16 protein-coding genes and 1 pseudogene are annotated in these 19,855 nt (G+C 69.0%); 10 read left to right on the top strand and 7 right to left on the bottom strand.

Annotation, left to right across the window (positions count from 1 at the left end):
- Positions 1-137: 137 nt before the first annotated feature.
- Positions 138-422, bottom strand: a complete 285-nt coding sequence (locus tag AB0I53_RS37715; protein ID WP_358613795.1) for a hypothetical protein — start codon at positions 420-422, stop codon at positions 138-140.
- A 146-nt stretch (positions 423-568) separates the two neighbouring features.
- Between AB0I53_RS37715 and AB0I53_RS37710 the strand changes: the two genes are divergently transcribed.
- The 4 genes and pseudogenes from AB0I53_RS37710 to AB0I53_RS37695 all read left to right on the top strand — a co-directional run bounded on the left by AB0I53_RS37710 (position 569) and on the right by AB0I53_RS37695 (position 2,934).
- Positions 569-1,417, top strand: coding sequence for a helix-turn-helix transcriptional regulator (locus AB0I53_RS37710; protein ID WP_358613793.1), 849 nt, complete (start codon positions 569-571; stop codon positions 1,415-1,417).
- A gap of 13 nt (positions 1,418-1,430) precedes the next feature.
- Entirely contained in the window at positions 1,431-1,712 is a 282-nt protein-coding gene (locus AB0I53_RS37705; RefSeq protein ID WP_358613791.1) for a DUF397 domain-containing protein, read from the top strand.
- A gap of 40 nt (positions 1,713-1,752) precedes the next feature.
- Positions 1,753-2,301: a nitroreductase family protein gene (locus AB0I53_RS37700; RefSeq protein ID WP_358613789.1), complete on the top strand. Its 549-nt coding sequence runs from the start codon at positions 1,753-1,755 to the stop codon at positions 2,299-2,301.
- A 39-nt stretch (positions 2,302-2,340) separates the two neighbouring features.
- Positions 2,341-2,934 (top strand): annotated as a pseudogene (locus AB0I53_RS37695) (putative glycolipid-binding domain-containing protein).
- 13 nt (positions 2,935-2,947) lie between these two features.
- Here the strand turns inward: AB0I53_RS37695 and AB0I53_RS37690 are convergent.
- Both AB0I53_RS37690 and tnpB read right to left on the bottom strand, forming a co-directional pair.
- Positions 2,948-6,112, bottom strand: a complete 3,165-nt coding sequence (locus AB0I53_RS37690) for a BTAD domain-containing putative transcriptional regulator (RefSeq protein WP_358613787.1) — start codon at positions 6,110-6,112, stop codon at positions 2,948-2,950.
- A gap of 10 nt (positions 6,113-6,122) precedes the next feature.
- A complete protein-coding gene (gene tnpB, locus AB0I53_RS37685) occupies positions 6,123-7,535 on the bottom strand; it encodes an IS607 family element RNA-guided endonuclease TnpB (protein ID WP_358613785.1) in 1,413 nt (470 codons plus the stop codon).
- 164 nt (positions 7,536-7,699) lie between these two features.
- Between tnpB and AB0I53_RS37680 the strand changes: the two genes are divergently transcribed.
- The 3 genes from AB0I53_RS37680 to AB0I53_RS37670 are packed head-to-tail and all read left to right on the top strand — an operon-like array spanning position 7,700 to position 10,364.
- Positions 7,700-8,569 carry an NAD(P)-binding domain-containing protein gene (locus tag AB0I53_RS37680; protein ID WP_358613783.1) on the top strand — a complete coding sequence of 290 codons (870 nt, stop codon included), beginning with the start codon at positions 7,700-7,702 and terminating at the stop codon, positions 8,567-8,569.
- Positions 8,570-8,589: 20 nt separating this feature from the next.
- Entirely contained in the window at positions 8,590-9,453 is an 864-nt protein-coding gene (locus tag AB0I53_RS37675) for an NAD(P)-binding domain-containing protein (protein WP_358613781.1), read from the top strand.
- 47 nt (positions 9,454-9,500) lie between these two features.
- Complete coding sequence (locus AB0I53_RS37670; protein WP_358613779.1) at positions 9,501-10,364, top strand: NAD(P)-binding domain-containing protein; 864 nt, start codon at positions 9,501-9,503, stop codon at positions 10,362-10,364.
- A 53-nt stretch (positions 10,365-10,417) separates the two neighbouring features.
- Here the strand turns inward: AB0I53_RS37670 and AB0I53_RS37665 are convergent, their stop codons facing one another.
- The 3 genes from AB0I53_RS37665 to AB0I53_RS37655 are packed head-to-tail and all read right to left on the bottom strand — an operon-like array spanning position 10,418 to position 13,473.
- Positions 10,418-11,317, bottom strand: a complete 900-nt coding sequence (locus AB0I53_RS37665) for a glycine betaine ABC transporter substrate-binding protein (RefSeq protein WP_358613777.1) — start codon at positions 11,315-11,317, stop codon at positions 10,418-10,420.
- Between the two features lie 37 nt (positions 11,318-11,354).
- Complete coding sequence (locus AB0I53_RS37660; protein ID WP_358613776.1) at positions 11,355-12,251, bottom strand: proline/glycine betaine ABC transporter permease; 897 nt, start codon at positions 12,249-12,251, stop codon at positions 11,355-11,357.
- A complete protein-coding gene (locus tag AB0I53_RS37655) occupies positions 12,244-13,473 on the bottom strand; it encodes a glycine betaine/L-proline ABC transporter ATP-binding protein (protein ID WP_358613774.1) in 1,230 nt (409 codons plus the stop codon). Before AB0I53_RS37655 ends, AB0I53_RS37660 begins: the two co-directional genes overlap by 8 nt.
- A gap of 541 nt (positions 13,474-14,014) precedes the next feature.
- Between AB0I53_RS37655 and mshC the strand changes: the two genes are divergently transcribed.
- The 3 genes from mshC to AB0I53_RS37640 all read left to right on the top strand — a co-directional run bounded on the left by mshC (position 14,015) and on the right by AB0I53_RS37640 (position 18,653).
- The gene (mshC, locus tag AB0I53_RS37650; RefSeq protein ID WP_358613772.1) at positions 14,015-15,250 is read left to right on the top strand and encodes a cysteine--1-D-myo-inosityl 2-amino-2-deoxy-alpha-D-glucopyranoside ligase; all 1,236 of its coding nucleotides are present in this window, start codon (positions 14,015-14,017) and stop codon (positions 15,248-15,250) included.
- Positions 15,251-15,548: 298 nt separating this feature from the next.
- Positions 15,549-16,778, top strand: coding sequence for a styrene monooxygenase/indole monooxygenase family protein (locus AB0I53_RS37645; protein WP_358613770.1), 1,230 nt, complete (start codon positions 15,549-15,551; stop codon positions 16,776-16,778).
- A gap of 60 nt (positions 16,779-16,838) precedes the next feature.
- Positions 16,839-18,653, top strand: coding sequence for a C69 family dipeptidase (locus AB0I53_RS37640; RefSeq protein WP_358613768.1), 1,815 nt, complete (start codon positions 16,839-16,841; stop codon positions 18,651-18,653).
- Positions 18,654-18,727: 74 nt separating this feature from the next.
- On the opposite strand, the gene AB0I53_RS37635 is transcribed toward AB0I53_RS37640, so the two are convergent.
- On the bottom strand, positions 18,728-19,819 hold the full coding sequence (locus tag AB0I53_RS37635) for a chitinase (RefSeq protein WP_358613766.1): 1,092 nt from the start codon (positions 19,817-19,819) through the stop codon (positions 18,728-18,730).
- Positions 19,820-19,855 lie beyond the last annotated feature (36 nt).

Raw genomic sequence — 19,855 nt, 5'->3', positions numbered from 1 at the left:
CCGGAATCCTGTTGGCGCACCACCAATTCCATGCCTTCGAGGTAGCCGATGGACTTGGACACCGACGCCGGGCTGACCTGCAGCCGGTGTAACCGGGCTCCAACCCGGTTACGCACTCACGACCGATGAGACCCTCGCTAGGGGTAGACGAGGCGGACCTCGGCGGTGTGGGCGAACGTCTCGGCGGCCCGGGTGGGGGAGCAGAAGGAGCCGCGCCCGCGACCATCGGTGCTGACGACCTCGGCGCGGTCGCCGAAGGCGAGCCCCCAGGCGAACACCCGGCCCTCGGTGAGTTCCCAGTCTTCGTCGTCGCGGTCGAGCTCGCACAGCGCGAAGAGCTTCGGGGCGCCCCGGATTTCCTCGTGGACGAGCGCATACTCGTCGGGCTCAGGTGCCCAGATGCCGGGTTCGATGTTGTCCATCAGGCCTCCCTTGGATCGTGAAATCGATCACTTACGACACTAGCTAGAAATCTAGGTACGTCTATAACCGAAACAGTTGGTGTCGAAGTCGTTGCTCGCTGTGCAGGGCAGACTGTGCGGTGGTTCCGAGACGCATGGAGGTACGAGTGGCTGGACGAGGTGACCCGTCGGCGCTGCGCTGGTTGATCGGTGTCGAGCTCGCGGGATACCGGAAGCGCGCCGGACAAACGCTCGCCGCGGCGGCGAAAGCGATCGGCTGCTCGACGAGCCTGGTCGGCCACTTCGAGAAGGGCATGTACTTCCCGCAGCCAGAGCAGATCGCGGGCCTGCTGGAGTTCTACGGCGCTCCGTTCTGGGACGTAGACCGCCTGACGTCGCTGTGTGCACGTGCGGACCAGCGCTCGTGGCTGGCCCCATGGATCGATGTCATCCCGGATTGGCTGCGGACATTCGTCGGGCTGGAAGGCTTGGCGGAGTCGGAATTCGCGTACCAACCGATGGCGCTGCCGGGCCTGATGCAGACCGAGGAATATGCGCAAGCACTGACAGCTGCATCCGGGTTCGTTCGGCAAAACCACAACGAGCGGTTCGTCTCGTTCCGGCTGGCTCGTGCCCAACGACTCAGCGGTGCCGAGCCGCTGAGGCTGCACACGGTGATCGGGGAGAGCGCATTGCGGTTGGCCGTGGGCTCGTCAGAGACTCGCGTGAATCAGTACAAGCACTTGATCGAGTTGGCTGAGAGCGAGAACGTCGAGTTTCAGGTCCTTCGGCCGGAATGCGGGCCGCACGACGCTGGCGGTACGGGAGAGTTTGTCGTTCTGAGCTTTGCTGAAGCCCGTCCCGTCGTGTACCTCGAACACCTGGATGGAGCTATATACGTTCAGGATCCAGACGAGGTGCAGACGTATACACTTGTCGCGGAAAACCTGCAACGCGTCGCGCTTGATCCAACCGAATCGGTTGGCTTCGTCAAGACGTTGATGTCGGAGACATAGCCGGAGGGACGTCATGTCCGCCCCATTGCTCAACGTGCCGGTCTGGAGAAAATCGAGCTACAGCGCGGCTAACGGAGCGTGTGTCGAGATCGCCTTTGCGACCCGCAACGAGGCTGACTGGCGGAAGTCGACCTACAGTGCCAACAACGGCGCGTGCGTCGAGGTCGCCTTGGCTGACGAGGTTGTCGGCGCGAGGGACTCAAAGAACCCGTGCGGGCCGGAGCTTTGGTTCCGGGGCACTCCGTGGGGCAGCTTCGTCGCTGCTGTCAAGGGCGGGCGGTTCGACCTCTCGTGAGTGCGGAGGCGCAGGCAGGTCGTGCGCGGTTTGGGGTGTCATGACGCCCCAAAACGCGCACGGGACTGGTGACGCACTCCGCGCGCTCGCTTCGCTGCGGGCCACCCGGTGGTTCACCGATGCCGACGTCGACGATGCAGACCTGCGGCGCATCCTGGATGCCGCGCGGTGGACCGGCTCGGCCCGGAATCGGCAGCCCTGGCGGTTTCACACCGTTCGGGATGCGGCGACGCGGGAGGAGCTGAGCCGGTGCGGCGCCTACGCGGTGCACCTGAGGTCCGCGCCCGTGGTGGTGCTGCTGGCGCTCGATCACGGCTGGGACGACTCGGAGTTCGATGGTGGCCGGGTGGCGCAGAACATCATGCTCGCGGCGCACCTGCTCGGACTGGGATCGTGTCCGGTGACGTTCTTCCCGCCGGAGAACGCTGAACGCGTCACCACCGTCGCCGGGTACTCGCCGCCCTGGCAGGTGCGCACCGGCATCGCGCTGGGGCACCCCGCGGCCAGACCTGCCGGGACGTCGGCGATTCCGGTCGGTCGGAACCCGCTCGGCACCCTCTGGACCTCCTGCGCCGAATCCGATGCGTGAGAACGGAAGAACGTCCGCCGGGCTCGTTAGGGTGCAGGCATGGTCGATTCGCGCGTTTTCACCTGGGAAGTAACCGAAAGCAGTGGGTACGAGACCTCGTGGATCGAGGTCGGGCGCGGGAGCCTCCGTGCTCGGGGACGCGCCGTGGGGACCGTTCCGGAGCCGTACTGGATCACCTACGAGCTCGAAACCGGCGAGGACTTCGTGACCCGCCGGCTGCGGGTGAGTGCCGAGACCGCCCTCGGTTCGCGCTAGCTCGACCTCCGGCACGACGGCGCCGGGCGGTGGGCCGCGAACGGCGAGCCGCTGCCCGAGGTCGATGGCGCGCTCGACTGCGACTTGGGGCTCTGCCCGCTCACCAACACCATGCCGGCGCTTCGGCACGGACTGCATTTGGCGCCGGGAGAACGGCCGTTCCTGATGGCCTGGGTCTCGGTGCCCGACCTGACCGTGCGACCGTCGCGGCAGACCTACACCCATCTCGGGCGCACCGAAGGCGGTGCCCGCATCCGCTACGCGGCGGGCGACTACCGCAGCGATCTGGAATTCGATGCGGACGGCTTCGTCATCGACTACCCGGGAATGGCTCGGCGCCTGTCCGCCCGGTCGGGGAGCGCCACGCACGGGTCGTGAGTGTTTTGGGGTGCTATGACGCTCCAAAGTGCTCACGAGGCCTTGCCAGGGCGTCGGCTTCGTCGAGGGACAGGCCGGTGCCTTGCGCGTACTTCTCGTTGAAATCCTTGTCACCCAATGCTTTTCGTGCCGCTGTCGTGATCCGGTCGACGTCGTCGCGCTCTGCCGGAGGTAGGGGAGCGCCGACGGAGTTGCGGGCTGCAGCGGCTGCCCCGAGTAGCCGTGCCGCCTGCGCCGGGTGATCTGCCAGGGCCTCGGCACCCGCCAAGCCTTCGAGGGTCAGCGCCACGGCTCGCGGATCGGTGCCTCGGCGGGCGATCCGGTGGGCGGCCAGGTGGTGCTCGCGCGCCTCGTCGAGGTTCCCGCGTTGTTCGGCCGCGAAGCCGAGTTCGGCCAGGATCAGGGCGTTTCCCGGCTCGAACTCCACGCGGCGGTGCCATTCGAGCACTCGGCGCAGGTGGTGCTCCGCCTCGTCGAACCTGCCCTCGCGGCGCGCGCCCAGCGCCAGGCCTGTTTCCGCGTACATCTCCGCCGGGGTGAAGCCGCGCTCGGCGGCCACGCGCATCGCGCGGGTGTGCAGCTCGCGCGCCCGCGCGTAGTCGCGGGTCAGCAGCGCTACGCGGCCCAGCCAGGACGTTTGGTACGCCACCTCCGCCCAAAGCCCGAGGGCTTCCGCGCCGCGCAGAGCCTCGGTGTGGTGGCGTTCGGCGCTCGCGTAGTCGCCGGTGATCTGGGCGACCGTGCCGACCCCGTACGACGCCTGCGCCAGGCCCCAGCTGTCGCCCAGTTCCTGGAAGAGCTCGGCGCTGCGCTCGGCATCCCGCAGCGCCGCGGCCATGTCGCCGCGCGTCAACCGGTGCGTCGTCCGGTCGCTGAGCGCGACGCCGAGGCCCCAGCGGTCGCCCAGCTCCTCGAACTCCGCCACCAGCTCGTCCACGTCCCGCTCGGTGCTGGAGAGATCGGCGACGGTGGTCTTCGCGTGGATGAGGAACCAGCGGGCGCGGGCGCGGTCCGTGCGATCGGTGATGTCTCGCCAGGGCTCGACGCGGTCGACGCCTTCGCCGGTCAGCAGCCCGATCCCGGCGTACCAGCTCGCCGCCTTCGCCCGCGCTGCTCCGCCGCCGCCCATCGCGAGCGCTGCGGCCAGCGATCGCTTCGCCTCGCTGAGCCTGCCGCGCAGGAACCAGTACCAGAACAGCGCGTTGACCAGCCGCAACGCCGCGTCGGGGGAGTGCTGGACCGCGTCGTCCAGCGTCGCCCGCAGGTTCGCCGCCTCGGCATCGAGCCGCTCCAGCCACTGCCGCTGCTCGCGGCCGCGCAGCTGCGGATCGGCTTGCTCCGCCAGCGCCAGGTAGTGCTCGTTGTGCCGTTGGCGGAGCGTTTCGTGCTCGCCTGCTTCTTCCAGCCGCTCGATGCAGTACGCCGCGACCGATTCCAGCAGGCGGTACCGGCGACCGCCGGCGGGCGTCTCCGTCGCGACGACCAGCGACCGGTCCACCAGCCGGGACAGCAGATCCAGCACCTCGGTCGGCCGCACGCCGTCTCCGGAGCACACCGACTCGGCACTGTCCAAAGTGCACCCGTCGCGGTGGATCGCCAGGCGCCGCAACACGGTCCGCTCGGCGGTCGGCAGCAGTTGCCAGCTCCAGTCGATCACGGCGTGCAGCGTCCGCTGCCGTTGCGGGGCGTCGCGCGGCCCGGACGTGAGCAGCCCGAAACGATCGTCCAACCTGGACTCGAGCGTCTTCGCGCCGAGCACTCGGACTCGGGTCGCGGCCAGCTCCAGCGCGAGCGGGATGCCGTCCAGCCGGCGGCAGATCGCGGCCACCGACGCGGCGTTGCCGGCACCGATGTCGAAGCCGGGCGACGTCGCGGCGGCCCGGGCGGTGAACAGCCGCACCGCGCCCGATGCCCGCACGTCGGCGAGCCCGGAACCGGGCAGCGGAACGTCCAGCGGCGGCACCGGAAGCAGCGTCTCGCCCGAGATGCCGAGCGCCTCCCGGCTCGTGGCGAGGATCCGCAGCCCGGGCAACGCCCGCAGCAGGCGCGCGGCCATCCCGGCGGCGCCGATGATCAGGTGCTCGCAGTTGTCCAGGACGAGCAAGATCTCCTTGCCGCGCAACGCATCGACGAGCGGATCGGCCGGGGCAACGGGCGCCGTGCCGGTGGTTTCCTGCACTCCCAGCGCCGCCAGCACGGCGTGCTCCAGCGAGCACGTCGCGTCTCCATCGGCCCGGATCCCGGCCAACTCGACGAGCCGCACACCGTCCCGGAACGCCGCGCTCCGAGCCGACTCGATGGCCAGCCGCGTCTTGCCCACGCCGCCGGGCCCGGTCAACGTCACCAGACGTGCAGCACCCAGCAGCTTTCTGACCTGCGAGAACTCCCGGTCGCGGCCCACCAGGTCGGTGACCGGCACCGGCAGGTTGTGCACCGGCTCGGTGGGGACGGCGAGCGCGGCGTCCTGCGTCAGGACGGCCTGCTGCAGCTCGGCCAGCTCCGGGCTCGGGTCGACGCCCAGCTCGTCGGCCAGCCGCTCCCGCAGATCCGCCAGGCTCGCCAACGCCTCGCCCTGCCGCCCGGCCCGGTACAGCGCCCGCACGTGCACCGCGCGCAGCCGCTCGCGCAGCGGATGCGCGGTCACCAGCTCGCCGAGCTCGCCCGCGAGCGCGGCGTGTTCGCCCAGCTCCAGCCGGGTTTCGGCGAATTCCTCCTGCGCGGCGAGACGTTCTTCGGCCAGCCGCTGGATGGTGGCCTGCGCGAACGGCTCGTCGGCGAAGTCGGCGAACGCGCAACCCCGCCACAGCGCCAGCGCGTCGGCCAGCAGCGTCCGGCGCGTGCCGGGATCCGCTGCCTCGCGGGCCTGCGCGACGAGGCGGCGGAAGCGGTGCGCGTCGACCGCGTCCGGCTCGATGGCCAGCGCGTATCCGGGGGTGCGGTAGGCCACCAGCTCCTTGCCGATGGCCTTGCGCAGCTGGGAGACCTTCGTCTGCAGCGTGTTCGACGGGTTGCCGGGCGGCTCGGCGCCCCACAGGTCGTCGATCAGCCGGTCCGCCGACACCGGCCCGTCGTGCGCGAGCAGCGCCGCGAGCAGGGCGCGGACCTTCGCCTCCGGAACCGCGACGGCCTCGCCGTCGGCGGTCCGCGCCTCCAGCGGGCCCAGCACTCCGAAACGCACGTCCGCAACGTTAACCCGCGCCCGTGACAGCACCGTTCACGAGACGTGTTAGAACGCGTCGTGAGCCGACACCTTGCGGTGCCGACGTTGGCCCGAGCTTGTTCGGCGCGGGTCTTCCCGTGGCGATACCGGCTGCCCGCGCATTGCGGGTCTTGTGTCGGTTTCCATCGGGCTCGTTTACCGTCGCCCCGCAACTCGGGGAGGACGTCGTGGTCTCAGCAAGCTTGGCGAGGTTGTGGGCCGCGTTGAGGTCACGATCCATGCTCATCCCGCAGGAGGAGCAGGTGAAAGCACGGTCGGACAGGCGTAGCTTGGCTTTCACCACGCCACAGTCCGAACACGTTTTAGAGCTGGGATACCACCGGTCCGCGACGTGCACGCGCATCCCGGCCCAGGAGGCTTTGTACTCGACCAGGCGTCGGAGTTCGGCCATGCCGACACCCGCGACCTGCCGCGCCAAGCGGCGGTTGCGGGTCATGCCCGCAACGTTGAGGTCTTCCAACACGATCGCGCCGAAAGTTCGCACCAGCCGGGTGGTGAGCTTGTGCAGCCCATCGTGACGCGCGTTGGCCACCGTGGTGTGAAGCTTGGCGATGCGGGCTTGAGTCTTGCGCCAACGATTCGACGGCTTCTGCCCGGTACGCCGGTCCGGGCCTTGACGTCGAGAAGCCTGACGTTGCAACCGTCGCAACTCGCGTTGCGCGACTTCGAGATGCTTCGGATTGGCGATCACCTCGCCGGTGGACAGCACGGCGAGGGACTTGATCCCGAGATCCACACCCACCGCCACACCGGGCTGGGCAGGGGCGGGATCGTCGCGGGTGATCTCCACCGAGAACGACACACACCAGCGCCCCGCCTGATACGACACCGTCGCCGACCGGATCCGCGCCCTCCCTCGCTCCACATGACGAGCGAGCTTGCGAGTGGACTCGTGCGTGCGCACCACCCCGATGCGAGGCAGCTTCACATGCCGACGATCACCGTCGACCAGACCGAATCTGCCGGTGGTGAACCGGCATGACAACCCAGCCCGCCTGCCTTTGAACTTCGGGAACCCGAGCTTGCGGCCTTTGCGCTTTCCCGTGTTCGAGTCGCCCCAGTTCTTCAGCGCGGCCGCCAGATTGGCCAAGCCAGACGAGTACGCCTCCTTCGAATTTTCCTGCCACCACGGCGCAACCATGTCCTTGGCCTGGTTCCAGTCCTTGCGCAAGCTGTAGGCCGACCAGCTCACAGACGGCGTCAACTCATCCCCGTCCAGGCCGTACGATGCTTCGGCTTTCCGCTGATCATGGTTGGCTTTGATGCGCGCCAGCCCCCAGTTGAACGCGAACCGCTGCGCACCACAATGTGACCGCAACGCCGACTCCTGGTCAGGATTCGGGTCCAGCGCGAACCGGTAAGCCTGCAACACCGTGCTCATCACCGGGAACAGTACCGGCGGGCACCGACAAGCCCTGCGATCTACCAAACCATCACATCGCCCGCACCTTGACACCTTCCATCGAACAGTTCACAACCCCCAGCCGACCGTGCGCGGTTCGTGCGCGGCCCCCAGCAGGGTTGATGTCGACGAAAGGGAGCGAGATGACCGACCAGAAAGCAGTCAGCGTCCTCGGGCTCGGCGACATGGGCGCGGCGCTGGCCGAGGCGCTGCTCGCCGCCGGCCACCGGGTGACCGTGTGGAACCGCACCGCGGCCAAGGCCGATCCGCTGGTGGCCAAGGGCGCCGCCCGCGCGGACACGGCCGCCGACGCGGTCCTCGCGAGCCGGCTGGTGATCGTCTGCCTGCTGGACTACGACTCGGTCAGCCAGGTGCTGGCCCCGCACACCGACGTGCTCGCCGGGCGGACGCTGGTCAACCTGACCAACGGAACCCCCGGCCAGGCCAGGGAAACGGCCACCTGGGCGGCCGACCACGGCGCGGACTACCTTGACGGCGGCATCATGGCCATCCCGCCGATGATCGCGACCCCGGCCGCGTTCCTGCTCTACAGCGGGCCCAGCGGCACCTTCGACGCCGCGCGGCCGGTGCTGGACGCCTTCGGCGAGAGCATCTACCTCGGCGACGACCCGGGCTTCGCCGCGCTGCACGACCTCGCCCTGCTCAGCGGCATGTACGGGATGATCGGCGGCGCCCTGCACGCCTTCGCCCTGGTGCGTTCGGCGGGCGGGTCGACGCGGGAGTTCGCGCCGCTGCTGAACCGGTGGCTGCAGGCCATGAGCGTGTGGCCGGTCGGAGCGGCCGAGCAGATCGACACCGGCGACTACGGCAAGGACGTGGTCTCCAACCTCGGTATGCAGGAAGCCGCGTACGTCAACCACTTCACGGCCGCCGACGAGGCGGGCATCAGCGCCGAACTGCTCGCGCCGCTGCACTCCCTGATGCAGCGCCGGGTCGCCGACGGCCACGGCCACGAAGACGTCACCGGCGTCATCGAGCTCCTCAAGAGGTGACGATCTCCTTGGAGCACAACATGAATCAGCCGGTAACCGTGATCGGTCTGGGCCCGATGGGGCAGGCGATGGTCAACGTCCTGCTCGACGGTGGGCACCCGGTGACGGTGTGGAACCGGACCGCCAGCCGCGCCGACGACGTGGTCGCCCGCGGTGCCGTTCGCGCCGAGAGCCCGGCGGAGGCGGTGCGGGCCGGTGAGCTGGTGCTGTTGAGCCTCACCGATTACCAGGCGATGTACGACATCCTGGGCCCGGTCGAGGACCTCGGCGGCAAGGTGATCGTCAACCTCAGCTCGGACACCCCGGACGAGTCCCGCGAGGCGGCGCAGTGGGTGCGGCAGCGCGGCGGCGCGTTCCTCACCGGAGGCGTGCTGGCCTCCGCGGAGATCGTCGGCACCGAGTCGGCCAAGGTGTTCTACAGCGGGCCGGCGGAACTCCTGGAAGCCCACGAGCAGACGTTGCGGCTGATCGGGAAACCGCACCACGTGGGCGCGGATCCCGGTCTGGCGCAGCTCTACTACCTGGCGCAGATCGATCTCTTCCTGGTGAGCCTGGCGGCCTACCTGCACGCCACCGCGCTGGTCGGCTCGGCCGGAGTGTCCGCTCTGGAGTTCCTGCCGTGGGCGGTGGACAACCTGAACACCAACTCGTTCCTGCTGCCGTCCGCCGCCGAGCAGATCGACAGCGGCGAGCACCCCGGAGACCTGGGCACCGCCCGGATGATGGGGGCGAGCGCCGATCACCTGCTGGCGGCCAGCGAGGCCGCGGGCATCGACCTCGAACTGCCGCGCGCGATCAAGGCGCACTACGACCGGGCCATCGCCGCCGGGAAGGGCGGCGACAGCTGGACCCGGCTCATCGACGGGATCCGCGAACCCTCGTGAGTCCCGCGCATTCGGAATATTCGAACGAAATCCCCTTGGAGAACAACATGAATCAGCACGTCACCCTGATCGGTCTGGGCCCGATGGGGCAGGCGATGGTGCGGGCACTGCTCGACGGCGGCCACCCCGTGACGGTGTGGAACCGGACCGCCAGCCGCGCCGACGACGTGGTCGCACACGGTGCCGTGCGCGCCGCCACCCCGGCCGACGCCGTGCGGGCCAGCGACCTGGTGATCCTGAGCCTCACCGACTACCAGGCGATGTACGACATCCTGGGCCAGGTCGAGGACTTCGGCGGCAAGGTGATCGTCAACCTCAGCTCGGACACCCCGGAGAAGACCCGCGAGGCGGCTGAGTGGGTCGAGCAGCGCGGAGCCCGATTCCTGACTGGCGGCGTCATGGTGCCCGCTCCGATGGTCGGCACCGAAGCGTCCTACGTGTACTACAGCGGGCCGAAGGACGTCTACGACGCGCACGAGAAGACGTTGCGGCTCATCGGGGAAACCCACTACATGGGCGCCGACCCGGGCCTGGCGCAGCTGTTCTACCAGGCCAACCTCGACGTCTTCCTGACCGCGCTGTCGGCCTTCCTGCACGGGGCGGCGCTGCTCGGTTCGGCCGGCGTGCCGGCGAAGGAGTTCGCGCCCTGGGGGGCGAAGGTGTTCCAGCTCGCCGCCCACTTCCTGCCGCAATCCGCCGAGCAGATCGACAACGACGACCACCCCGGCCACCTGAGCACCGCCAAGATGATGGGCGCGACCGCCGACCACATCCTGGAGACCAGCGAGGCCGCGGGCATCGACCTCGAACTGCCGCGCGCGATCAAGACCCACTACGACCGGGCCATCGCCGCCGGGAAGGGCGGCGACAACTGGACCCGCCTCATCGACGGCATCCGGAATCCCGGCTAGCGGCAACGCGAAACGGCCGGTGGGACGCACCCTCCGGCCGTTCGAGGTTTACATCACTGCCCCGGCGCGAAGGAATTGATCACCTCCGGGTGCGCGTCGGCCCACTTCCTGGCGGCCTGCTGCTCCTGGCCTCGCTGCGCGCTGTTGATCTCGTTCTCCAGCGACGCGAGCTGCTCGTCGGTCAGCCTGAACTTCTTGATCATCTCGGTGACCTCGGGGAAGTCCTGGCTGAAGCCCGCGCGGCCGATGGCGTGCAGCTCTTCGGCCTTGCCCATCGCGCCCAGCGGGTCCTGCAGGTCCTTGAGCGGGTACTTCGCGTACGCCCAGTGCGGGTGCCACAGCGTCACCACGATCGGCTTCTGCTCGCCGATCGCCTTCTCCAACGAGGCGAGCATCGCGGTGGTCGACGAGCTCTGCAGGGTGTACTCACCGCCGAGCCCGTAGGCCGGGATGGCCTTGTCCTTGGTGGTCCGGCTCAACCCCGCTCCCGGGTCGATGCCGGTGATCACGCCGTTGAACTCGCCGCCCCTGCCCTTGAGGTCGGCGATCGAGTTCACGTTGGTCAGGTACTTCGGCACCGCGATGTTCAAGGTGCCCTGGTTGTACCAAACGCCGAGGTCTTCCAGCTGCGGGCCGTACTGCTTCCAGTAGTCGCCGTGGGTCTCCGGCAGCCAGCCGTCCAGGAACAGGTCCGGGTTGCCCTGGGCGAGACCGGCGTAGATCGGGCCGACTTCCAACTCGGTGACGTTGACCTTGTAGCCCCGCCGCTCCAGCAGATCCTTGTAGAGGTAGGTGACGGCGATGTCCTCGTCCCAGGCGATGTAGCCGATGTTGATCGCCTTGGCCTCCTGACCGGTCCCGGCTTCCCGGCCACCGCAGCCCGCGGCGACCAGCACCAAGGCGAACAATGCGGCGAGGAGCGCGACAAGTCTTCGTGGTCTTCTGCTCAACATTCCCTGCCTGCCTTTCCAAGACGACCGCCGAGCGGACTCAGCCGGTCTTGGCCGCTTTGCGCTCCGCCCGCGCCACCGGCGAGCGGTCCGACAGCACGGCGGTGATCCGGTCCAGGTAGACCGCGAGGATCACCACCGACACCCCGGCCTCGAACCCCTGGCCGAGCCGGACCCGGGTGACCGCCTCGTAGATGTCGGTGCCCAGCCCCTCCGCGCCGACCATGCCCGCGATGACCACCATCGACAGGGCGAGCATGATCACCTGGTTGATGCCGGCCATGATCGACGGCATGGCCAGCGGCAGCTGGATGCCGGTGAGGATCTTGCGGGTCGGCGCCCCGAACGCCTCGCCCGCCTCGACCACCTCGGTGTCCACCTGCCGGATGCCCAGCTCGGTCAGCCGGACCCCGGGCGGCAGCGCGAAGATCACGGTGGCCACCACGCCCGGCACTTCACCGATGTTGAAGAAGAAGATGACCGGGATCAGGTACACGAACGCGGGCATGGTCTGCATCAGGTCCAGCACCGGCCGCACCACGCCGCTCACCTTGCGGCTGCGGGCGGCCAGGATGCCCACCGGGATGCCGATGGCCACCGCGATGACGCTGGCCACCAGCACCAGCGCCAGGGTTTCCATGGCCGACTCGAACATCTGCATGCTGGCGATCAGCCCGAAGCCGATCAGGCTGAACAGCCCGAACCGCCAGCTGCGCAGCCACAGCGCCAATGCGGCGAACACCAGCACCATGACCAGGTCGGGCGCCCAGTTCAGCACGTAGGTCAGGCCGTCCACCGACGACCGGAGTACGAGATCGATGAAGTCGAACACCGGGCCGATGTTGTTGTTCAGCCAGGTGACCAGGGCCGCGAACCAGTCGCCGACAGGGATGCGCGGCAGGTCGAACTGGGCGGCGAGCTGGAGTGCCTCAGACATCGGACGCCTCCTTGATCTCGGCGGGTTCGGCGTCCGCGGCGGAAATCTGCGCTTCCCGGCTCAACGCCTCGAACAACGCCGCCGGCGTGACCACACCCAGCAGCCGCTGCTGTTCGTCGACCACCGGTACCGGCACCGCGCGGGTGCTCATCCGGGAGAACAGGTTCTTCATCGGCGTATCGGCGGACACCGGGTCCGCGATGGTCGTCAGGACCGAGCCGATGTCGCCCCGGCCGTCCCGGCGGGCCTGCTCGGCCGCCGCGGCGGTGAGCTCGCCGAGCAGCCGTTGGTCTCCGTCGGCGACGAACAGCCGGTCGGCGCCCTGCCGCCGCATCAGCGCCAGCGCCTCGTCCGGGCTGGATCCGGCCGTGGCCGTGGGCCGCGGATCGGCGATGGCAGCCGCGGTGAGCACCCGGCTGCGGTCGACGTCTTGGACGAACTTCGCCACGTAGGCGTCGGCCGGTTCGTTGAGGATCTGCTCGGCGGTGCCGATCTGCACGATCCGGCCTGCCCGCATCATCGCGATCCGGTCGCCCAGCTTCATCGCCTCGTTGAGGTCATGGGTGATGAAGATGATCGTCTTGCCCAGCTTGGCCTGCAGGTTCAGCAGCTGGTCCTGCATCTCGCGCTTGATCAGCGGGTCCAGCGCGCTGAACGCCTCATCCATCAGCAGCACGTCGGTGTGCGCGGCCAGGGCGCGGGCGAGTCCGACCCGCTGGCGCATGCCGCCGGAGAGTTGCTGCGGGTAGCGCTCCTCCCAACCCTCCAGCCCGACCAGGCTCAGCGCCTCGGCGGCCTTCTCGGCGATCTCGGACTTGCTCGCGCCGCGGATCTGCAGCGCGTATCCGGCGTTGTCCAGCACGGTGCGATGCGGGAACAGCGCGAAGTGCTGGAACACCATGCTCATCGTGTTCTGGCGCATTGCGCGCAGCGCCTTGCCGGACATCGCGGTGATGTCCTCGTCGTCGACGAACACCTGGCCCGAGGTGGGGGTGAGCAGCCCGTTGAGCATGCGAATCAGGGTCGACTTGCCGGAGCCGGACAGCCCCATGACGACGAACGTCTCGCCCGCGGAAACGGTGAACGACGCGTCCACGACCGCGGCGGTCGCACCCGCCGCCCGGATGTCTTCCTGGTCGGCTCCTCGCTCCAGGCGGCGAACCTGCTCGGCCGACTGCGGTCCGAAGACCTTGTAGAGCCGCTCCACACGTACCGATGTCACCGATCGCCTCCACCTGCTCAGCCGAGCCCGGGTGGTTCACCCGAGTCCCGGTGGCCGTGCGAATTGTCGGATCTTGCCGATCGACTCGCCATGTCGCGGAATTTGCGTTCGTGTCCTTTCGGTGGCTTTGATCATACGTCTCGGTTTAGCTGTGTCCAGTAGTGCGGGCGAAGATCTGATTTCGGTACGAGCGTTCGACTTGGCTGGTAAGCCTTGCCTAATTGGGTCGTTTGTGGGCCAGTGAAGTGGGATTATCCGATTTCTGACGGAAATAATCCCACTTCGTCGCAAGCTTTGCGATGTGATGATGCAAAATGATCACAAAGGATGGGCCTGGTGTGTTTGTCCGGATATTTCCGGCTCGTGGATCGATCTTGTTCGGGGTCGGAAATCGGTGAATTGATGACCGGAATTCACGTGGTTACGACAAGATCTTTTGTTTCGGATCCGGTCCGTCGAGGAGCCGATCTTCCCACGATGTGATACGGGCGATGACCCGGGTGGGGGCGTCCACCGGTCCCGGACGTTTAAGGTCGGATGCATGCAACCCTGGTCATCGGTTCCCGTGCCTCAGGTGCCGGGCACACCAAGCCCCCTGCGCCTCTTCGACACCGCCGCCGGTGAGATCAGGCCCACCGAACCCGGGCCCGTCGCACGGATGTACGTCTGCGGCATCACGCCGTACGACGCAACGCATCTCGGCCACGCCGCGACGTACCTGGCGTTCGACCTGGTCCACCGGGTTTGGCTGGACAACGGTCACCAGGTGCACTACGTGCAGAACGTCACCGACATCGACGACCCGCTGCTGGAGCGCGCCGAGCGCGACAGCGAGGACTGGGTCGTGCTCGCGATGCGCGAGACGGCGCTGTTCCGCGAGGACATGGCGGCGCTGCGGGTGGTGCCGCCGGCCGACTTCATCGGCGCGGTCGAGTCCATCCCGGAGATCGTCGAGGCCGTCGGCAAGCTGCTGGCCTCGGGCGCGGCCTACCGGGTCGACGACGAGTATTCCGACATCTACTTCCGGCACCAGGCCTCCGGCCGCTTCGGGTACGAGTCCAACTACGACGACGCGACCATGCGCGCCTTCTTCGCCGAGCGCGGCGGCGACCCGGACCGCAGTGGCAAGGAGCACCCGCTGGACGCGCTGCTGTGGCGGGCCGCCCGCGACGGCGAGCCGTCCTGGGAGTCCGAGCTCGGCGCCGGCCGGCCGGGCTGGCACCTGGAGTGTTCGGTGATCGCGCTGAACCGGCTCGGGCTCGGCTTCGACGTGCAGGGCGGCGGCTCGGACCTGATCTTCCCGCACCACGAGTACAGCGCCGCGCACGCCGAATCGCTCACCGGCGAGTTCCCGTTCGCCAAGCACTACGTGCACGCCGGGATGATCGCCCTGGACGGCGAGAAGATGTCGAAGTCCAAGGGCAACCTGGTGTTCGTGTCCCGACTGCGCGGCGACCGGGTGGACCCGATGGCCATCCGGCTGGCGCTGCTGGACGGCCACTACCGCACCGACCGGGCGTGGACGGCGGACGCGCTGACCCGCGGATTCGCGCGCCTGGCACGCTGGCGGGAGGCGGTCGCGCTGGAGGCGGCTCCGGCGGCGGAGCCGGCGGTCGCGCGGCTGCGCGAGCGGCTTTCCGACGACCTGGACACCCAGCAGGCGTTGCGCGCGATCGACGCCTGGGCCGACGAGGCGCTGACCGCCGGCGGCTCCGACCGGGGCGCGCCGCAACTGATCCGCACCGCCGTCGACGCGCTGCTCGGCATCGAGCTCTGAAGCCGATAGCGAACACGTAGAGTGAACGGAAGCCGATGGGTCGGCTTCCGTTCACTTTGTGGGCGGAATTGTTCGATCCGGTTCGGATATTGCGTTAAATCCGGCAAAAGTAGCCGGTCAGCGCGTGGTACGCACCACTCGTGGAACGCGTCCGCATGGCGCATGGACTTAGCCAACCCTGTCTGGTTGGATCTTCCTCGGTTACTGGGAGCAATGGGCCAATCTGCTACGACGAATGGCGGCATCGGTCGGCTGCGCCCGGAAGATCGGGGAGATCATAGGGAAGGTGGTCGGGGAGATGCGGAAGGTCCTGATCGTCGGGGCGGGGCAATCCGGGTTGCAACTGGGACTCAGCCTGCAGGCGCTGCGCTACGAGGTGAAGTTGATCTCGGCGCGGACACCGGCGGAGATCCGGGGCGGCCGGGTGATGTCCACGCAGGTCATGTTCCGCACCGCGCTCGGGTACGAACGGCAGCACGGCCTGAACCTGTGGGAGGCGCAGGCGCCGAAGATCACCGGGCTGCGGCTGTCGGTGGGCGGCCCGGACGGCGCTCGCGTGCTGGACTGGCGGGGCGAGCTGGCGGGCTTCGCGCAGTCGGTGGACCAGCGGGTGAAGATGGCCGGGTGGCTCGAGCTCTTCGCCGAGCGCGGCGGCGCCGTCGAGTACCGCAGCGTCGGGGTGTCCGAGTTGGACGAGCTGAGCCGGGGCTACGACCTGGTGGTGGTCGCGGCCGGTGCAGGGGAGCTCGGGCGCATCTTCGAGCGCGATCCGGCGTGGTCCCCGTTCACCGAGCCGCAGCGGGCGCTCGCGGTGTCCTATGTGCGCGGCGCCGCGCCATCGTCCGATGTGGACGATTCGGGACTGGTCCGGTTCAACTCGGTGCCGGGCGTGGGCGAGTTCTTCGTCATTCCCGGCTGCACCGAGGGCGGGCCGTGCGACATCTCGTTCTTCGAGGGCATCCCGGGCGGGCCGCTGGACTGCTGGGCCGATCGTCCGGGCCCGGCGGAGCACTGGGCGCGGATGCTGGAGCTGATGCGCACCTACGTGCCGTGGGAGCACGAGCGGTTCGCCGGCGCTGAACTGACCGACGACCGGGCCGTCCTGGCCGGCGCGGTGACCCCGGTGGTGCGCAAGCCGGTGGCGCGGCTGCCCTCCGGGTCGGCGGTGCTGGGCATGGCGGATGCGGTGGTCGTCAACGACCCGGTCACCGGGCAGGGCGTCAACAGCGCGAGCAAGGCGGCGGAGTCCTATTTGGACAGCATCGTGCGGCGGGCGGACCGGCCGTTCGACCCGGAGTGGATGCGGGAGACCTTCGACCGGTTCTGGGATTACGCCCGGCACGTGACGGTGTGGAGCAACGCGATGGTGCGGCCGTCGCCGCCGCACGTGCGGCGGCTGCTCGGCGCCGCAGCGGAGATCCCGGCGATCCGGAACCGGTTCGCGAACGGCTTCGACGACCCGGCGGACTTCGAGTCCTGGTTCCTCGACCCGGCCGGCGCCGAGGAGTACCTCAGCGCTCTCAGTTGAGAATATTCGCCCGATTGGGCTAAAAAGACACGACTGATCATCTCAATCCAGGAGGTTGTCGTGTCGCGGCTCCGACATCGGTGCGGTGCGCTCGGACTGGCGACGGCGGTGGCGGTGCTCTCCGCGCCGGTCGCCGTCGCCAATCCGGCCACCCCGCCGCAGCAGCAGGTCCGGCCGATGCCGGACAAGAGCATCGCCTTCTACGTCGGCAAGAACCGGACGGAGAGCGGCGCGACGCTGCTCGGCGGGTTCGGGCACGAGCCCTCCAGCCACTGGTTGGAGATCGTGCCCCGGCAACAGCACGAACCCGGCTCGACGATCACGGTGGGTGCCACCGAGGAGGCCGATCTGCCGGGGCGGCTGACGCAGATCCCGCAGGTGCCGGAGACCGCGAAGTACATCACCTCGAACTACTCGGAGTTCGCCGGCTTCCCGGCCCCGCTCACCAACGGCGGGCTGAACGAGCACCAGGTGGCGGCGCGCGACGTGTGGTCGGACTCGCGGCCCGAGTTGGTCGAGATGACCCCGCCCGGTCAGACCGGGCCGAACTACAGCGACCTGTCGAGGATCGCGATGGAGCGGGCGCACACCGCGCGGGAGGCCGTGCAGATCCTCGGCGACCTGATCGACCGGCACGGCTACACCACCTACGGCGGCAACTCGCACCTGTTCGCCGATGCCAACGAGGGCTGGGTGTTCATCGAGTTCGCCGGCGGCAAGGGGCTGTGGGCGGCCGAGCGGCTCGGGCCCGACGACGTGCGGGTGTCCTATCCCGGCTACATCGGCGACTTCCCGGTGGACTACCGGAACAACCCGGACCACATGGGCTCGCCGAACCTGGTCGATTTCGCGGTCCAGCAGGGCTGGTGGAACCCGGCCGACGGCAGGCCGTTCAACGTCCAGCAGGTCTACGGCACGCCGTTCCCGGGACATCCCGGCAAGTCCACTCCGGACGACGAGGCGCCGTGGCGGCACCCGCCGACGCTGGAGGAGGAACTGCGGCAGCTGGGCAAGGTGTCGCTGGTGGACATGCAGCGCATGGTTCGCGACCCGCGCTGGTCCGACGACCGCTCCGGCTACGGGCAGGTCGCCGAGCTGAAGGCCGATCTGGCGCATCCGGAGCTCGCGACGCTGTGGGTGGCCAACACCGCCGCGATCACCGCGCCGTACATCCCGTTCCACATCGGTGCCGAAACCGTGCCGCCGGAGTACAGCCAGCACCGCTACCTGACGTCCGGGGCGGCGGCCAACTACCTGAGCCCGGAGTACGCGGCGCAGGAGGCGACCCGCTCGGCCACCTACGTGTCGAAGCGGCTCATGTACTACACCTGCGACCGGCCGGAGGTGTTCCTCGGCGACGTCACGAAGGCGTTCGAGGGCTTCGAGGCCCAGATGCTCGGCGAGATCGGCGGCGTCGAGCAGCAGGCGGCTGAGGCGTACCAGGCCGGCGACGCCCCGCGGGCCCGCGCGTTGCTCACCGACTGGAGCAACAAGTGGGCGATGGACGGCCTGGACCTCACCGAGTACCTGGTGGCGGACGTCGAGACGCGCACCGAGGAGCAGTTCGGCATCCGCCGGCCGGCGATCGAGCCGCCGCCGGGAGTGACGGCCAGGGCGGAGAGCCTGGACATGTCGCTGCCGGAGGGTTCGATCTCGGCGCGCGACCGGGTCAACTGCGACCTGGGCAACGGCTGGGCGGACGGCACCACGGTGGATCGCAAGGGCCAGGTCGGCGACCCGAACGCGGTCCCCGACTTCCGCGCGACCACCCGCACTGATGGGGCCTTCCCCTGGCTCCCGGTGACGATCGCGGGAGTCATGGGCCTCGCCCTCGGAGCGGCGGCGATGTTCTTCGCTCGCCGTCGAACCACCTGATCCACCGGATTCGGCGATCTTGAACCGGGCGACGGGCGCCTTCCACCGCGGCTGAGTGGAAGGCGCCCAACGCGTCAGTAGGCGTCGTGGGCCTTGGCGAACTCGTTGCCGTGGTAGGCGTCCCAGTTGATCGACCACGCCATCAGACCACGCAGCGCCGGATAGGTGCCGTGCGGTTGGTACGGGCCGCAGCCGGTGCCCGCGCGCAGGCAGTCGAGCGCCTTGTGGACCTCCGCGACCGGCGTGAAGCCGTTGCCCGCCGGGTTGGCCGCGGGCAGGCCGATCGCGACCTGTTCCGGCGCCAGCGGCGCGAAGACGTTGTCGGGGTTCTTCGCCAGCGGGAAGCCGGTCAGCAGCATGTCGATCATCGCCACGTGGAAGTCCGCGGTGCCCGTCGTGTGGTACTGGTCGTCCAGGCCCATGATCGGGCCCGAGTTGTAGTTCTGGACGTGCAGCAGGTCCAGGTCCGCCCGCAGCGCGTCGATCACCGGCAGGAACGAGCCCGCGCGCGGGTCGGCGCCGGTGCCGCCGCCGTAGTGCTGGTAGCCGAGCTGGACGAAGAACGTCTCCGGCGCCATGGTCAGCACGAAGTCCGGGCCGTAGCGCTCGTTCAGCGCCCGGAGCGCGGCGATCAGGTTGACCACGACCGGCGTCGTCGGGTTCTTCAGGTCGGTGTCGCCGGGGGCGAGTTCCAGGGAGTGGCCCTCGAAGTCGATGTCGATGCCGTCGAGGCCGTAGCGGTCGATGATCGCGGCGGCGGATGCCACGAAGGCGTCGCGCGCGCCCGCGTTCTCCAGCCGCACCTGCCCGTTGGCGCCGCCGACCGACAGCAGCACCTTCTTGCCCTCGGCCTGCTTGGCCTTGATCCCGGCGATGAACTCCTCGTCGGTCTCGACGTTCGGGCATTCGGCGGCCGGGCAGCGGTTGAACTCCAACTGGCCGGAGGTCGGGGAGGTGGGTTCGGCGAAGGCGAGGTCGATGACGTCCCATTCGGCGGGCACGTCGGCGATGCGCACGTAGCCGGAGCCGTTGGCGAAGCTGGCGTGCAGGTAGCCGACCAGGGCGTGGGCCGGGATGTCCGGCGCGGCGGGTTCGGGGGCGGCCGCCGCCGTGGCGGGCAGCGTCAGCCCGACCAGGCCGACCAGTGCGGCGAGCGCGGTGCGCATCCGTGGCATGGAAGTGCTCCGATCCGTTGGAAGTGA

The sequence above is a fragment of the Saccharopolyspora sp. NPDC050389 genome (assembly GCF_040655595.1).
Classification (GTDB): Bacteria; Actinomycetota; Actinomycetes; order Mycobacteriales; family Pseudonocardiaceae; genus Saccharopolyspora.
This window is presented reverse-complemented; position numbering and strand designations above follow the sequence as displayed.